Origin of the sequence: Bradyrhizobium uaiense, assembly GCF_010811875.1 — a bacterium.
GTDB classification, from domain to species: domain Bacteria; phylum Pseudomonadota; class Alphaproteobacteria; order Rhizobiales; family Xanthobacteraceae; genus Bradyrhizobium; species Bradyrhizobium uaiense.
Genome location: NZ_VKHP01000449.1, coordinates 1 through 2576 on the forward strand (window position 1 = coordinate 1; position 2576 = coordinate 2576).

The window sequence follows — 2576 nt, forward strand, 5'->3', positions numbered from 1 at the left end:
CCTCAAAAGCTGAGGCGAGAGCATAACGTAACGGTCCTTGCCGCCCTTGCCGTGCTCGACCCGGATCAACATCCGTTGGCTGTCGATGTCGACAACCTTCAAGAGGACCACTTCCGATACGCGCAGTCCGGCGGCATAGACCGTGGTCAGCGCGGTACGGCTCTTCAGGCTCGGGATCGCCTCCAGAAAGCTCACCACCTCGTCGGCGCTCAGCACGACCGGCAACTTGCGCGGTTGGCGCGCATAGGCGATGCGTTCCGGACGGTGTCATGACCAAGCGTCACACCGTAGAAGAACCGCAGCGCGCACACGATCTGGTTCAGCGCCGGCCAGGACATCCCCGTCGCCACCAGATGAACCTGGAAGGCATGGATATCCTCCAGATCAAGGCGGTCGGGAGAGCGACCGAAATACCGGCTCAACTTCGCCACGGCGTTGAGGTAGGATTGCTGCGTCGCCGGTGACAGATTGCGGACCGTCATGTCCTCGATCATGCGGCGGCGAAGTGGGCTGATCTCAGCCATCGGAAAATCTCCTGTCTAAAGGGTTGGGCTTCGAAAACCCGCAATCCTCTCAGACAGGAGGCGATCCTTGCTATGCCTCCCTACATGCCGCGCCAGCGGCTTCGTTGTGTGCCGGGCATGCTCAGTAGCTCGGAGGTGAAAGTCCTCCACCAACCTGATGGAGGTGAAGGGTAGTGATGCGCAAGGGCTGTCGCCGCGAGGCGGAGTCTGAAGGAAGCGCGAAACAAAGGCGCGAGCCGATGAACAAAAACCGGATACGAGGCGCAAGCGTCGGACGAGCGGGCAACGAATCGCGAAGTCCAGATCCATCAAAGACGCGAAGCGTAGATCCGGCGGTTGTGCGCCGAAGGCGACTGAGCTTACCCCGGGAGATCTGCCGCGTGTCGCCTCTGGCGACTGAGGTGGCCGAAAGACCATCTGACCGCGAGGCAGAAGTCAGCAGAGGGTATATCAGGTCAAGCAGTCGGCAAGGCTATTGAGGCACTCCAAGGCCGAAAGGCGGAGCAACGGATAGGCCGAGCCGGAAACGATGGCCGAAGGCCCGAACGATTGAGAGTGGCAAATAGGATTGGCAACTCATGAGTGGAAAGCGGCAGAAGACCCAGTACGAGCTGGCCTTGGCAACCGAGGACAGGGGTGAAACCCGTGGCCGCGGATGCGAAGGGACCGAACCACTTGTGGCGAAGCCAAACCCCGAAAGCCCGGCTTTTGCGAAACCATTGATGGAGGAGGTGTGCGCCCGAGGAAATCTCGAAATTGCGTGGAAACGTGTGCAAGGAAACAAGGGCGGCCCCGGCGTTGATGGGATGACCATCGAAGACGCCAAAGGCTACCTGCGTAAGCACTGGCCAAACATTCGATCCCAGCTGCTCGAGGGGACCTACCAGCCGCAACCGGTCAAGAGGGTCGAAATACCCAAGCCGGACGGCGGGGTCAGAAAGCTCGGCGTGCCATGCGTCGTCGACAGACTGATCCAGCAAGCCTTGCTGCAAGTTCTCCAAGAGCGATGGGACCCGACGTTCTCTGAGTACAGTTACGGCTTCCGACCGGAACGCTCCGCTCATCAAGCGGTGGCCCAGGCGCAGCATTACGTCGCCGAGGGCTACAACATCGTGGTTGATCTCGACCTCGAAAAGTTTTTCGACCGTGTCAATCATGACAGCGTGATGGGGCGCGTCGCCAAACGGGTGACCGACAAACGAGTGCTCAAACTCATCCGGGCCTTTCTCAAGGCCGGGGTGATGGAGGATGGTTTGGTCCGACCGGTGGAGGAAGGGACCCCGCAAGGCGGCCCGCTCTCGCCCCTCTTAAGCAACCTCGTGCTCGACGACCTCGACAAGGAGCTGGCCCGACGCGGTCTCCGTTTCTGCCGTTACGCCGATGACTGCAACATCTATGTTCGCAGCTACCGCGCCGGTGAACGGGTCATGACTTCGGTGAGCCGGTTCCTGACCCACAAGCTGCGGCTGAGGGTCAACGAGGCGAAAAGCGCGGTGGCACGCCCGGAGGAGCGCAAGTTCCTGGGATTCAGTGTCTCGAACGACGGAGGCGAGAGGCGCATCGCGCCAAAGGCCCTCGATGTGTTCAAGGCGCGGATTCGGGACATGACCCGCCGGACGCGCGGGGTCAGTCTGTCGCGGTTGGTCGAAGATCTAAGGCCATACCTCATCGGCTGGCGTGGATACTTCGGCTTCTGCCAGACCCCCGTGGTGCTCACGAACCTGGAAGCATGGATCCGCCGAAGATTACGCATGTATCTTTGGCGGCAGTGGCGGAACGGGCACAATCGCTTCAAGGAACTGCGCCGTCGTGGCGTCTCAAAGATCCAAGCAGCGACTACCGCCAGTTCAGCATCGACGGGGCCCTGGCGCATGTCAGGACATCCGGTGATCCAGAAAGCCCTGCGCAACCACGCGTTCGATCAACTCGGGCTTCCCCGACTCTACGTGCCCGCCGAAGCATAACTCGGTCGAACCGCCATGGTACGGACCCGTATGCCTGGTGGTGTGGGAGGGGCGGTGTCGTGAGGCACCCCCCTATCCCGATCAATCC

The 2576-nt window shown here is 61.0% G+C and carries 1 protein-coding gene and 1 pseudogene; one reads left to right on the forward strand and one right to left on the reverse strand.

Features of this window, described 5'->3' with window-relative positions; all coding sequences use genetic code 11:
* A pseudogene (locus FNJ47_RS45560) lies at positions 1-524 on the reverse strand (tyrosine-type recombinase/integrase); the annotation flags it as partial.
* Between the two features lie 578 nt (positions 525-1102).
* On the opposite strand from FNJ47_RS45560, the gene ltrA reads away from it, so the two are divergent.
* Positions 1103-2488, forward strand: coding sequence for a group II intron reverse transcriptase/maturase (gene ltrA, locus FNJ47_RS45565; protein ID WP_206685410.1), 1386 nt, complete (start codon positions 1103-1105; stop codon positions 2486-2488).
* Positions 2489-2576 lie beyond the last annotated feature (88 nt).